The organism is Vibrio sp. 10N.261.55.A7 (assembly GCF_002877365.1).
Classification (GTDB): domain Bacteria; phylum Pseudomonadota; class Gammaproteobacteria; order Enterobacterales; family Vibrionaceae; genus Vibrio.
In genome coordinates this window covers 1-629 of record NZ_MCWZ01000029.1, presented here as the reverse complement: position 1 = coordinate 629, position 629 = coordinate 1, and the positions used below count along the sequence as shown (strand labels likewise).

General features: G+C 45.2%; 1 protein-coding gene. It reads left to right on the top strand.

Annotated elements, in window-relative coordinates; genetic code table 11:
* The coding region (locus BCU12_RS03405) for a YebC/PmpR family DNA-binding transcriptional regulator (RefSeq protein ID WP_102402986.1) at positions 1 to 529 on the top strand (529 nt) is incomplete at its 5' end.
* Between the last annotated feature and the right edge of the window lie 100 nt (positions 530 to 629).

Below are 629 nucleotides of genomic sequence, written 5' to 3'. Positions count from 1 at the left end.
TATCGACAAAGCGATCGATAAAGCGAATGGCGGCGGCGGTGAAGATTTCCAACCCGCGCGTTACGAAGGCTTTGGCCCTGGCGGCACAAGCGTGATCGTCGACTGTCTAACAGACAACGGCAACCGTACTTTCCAAGATGTTCGCCAGTGTTTTGTTAAAACAGGCGCGAAAATTGGTGTTGAAGGTACCGTTTCACACATGTTTGCTCACCAAGCGGTATTCCAATTCAAAGGCGATGATGATGAGATCATTCTAGAAACGCTAATGATGGACGACGTTGATGTGACCGATGTTGAAGTCGAAGATGGCGTTGTGACTGTTTTTGCTCCTCACACTGAGTTCTTCAAAACGAAAACGGCATTGAATGGGGCATTTCCTGATCTAACGATTGATGTTGAAGAGATCACTTTCGTACCGCAAACACACACGCCAGTTGCGGGTGAAGATGCAGAGAAATTCCAAAAATTCTTAGATATGCTGGATGATTGCGACGATGTTCAGCAGGTTTATCATAACGCTGAACTGTAAGGTTTCAGTTGATTGAATCAAGCCGAGCTTAATGCTCGGCTTTTTGTTTTCTACTGCCTTGATCATGTTTCCAGAGAGGTCGGGTATTTATAATTAATTG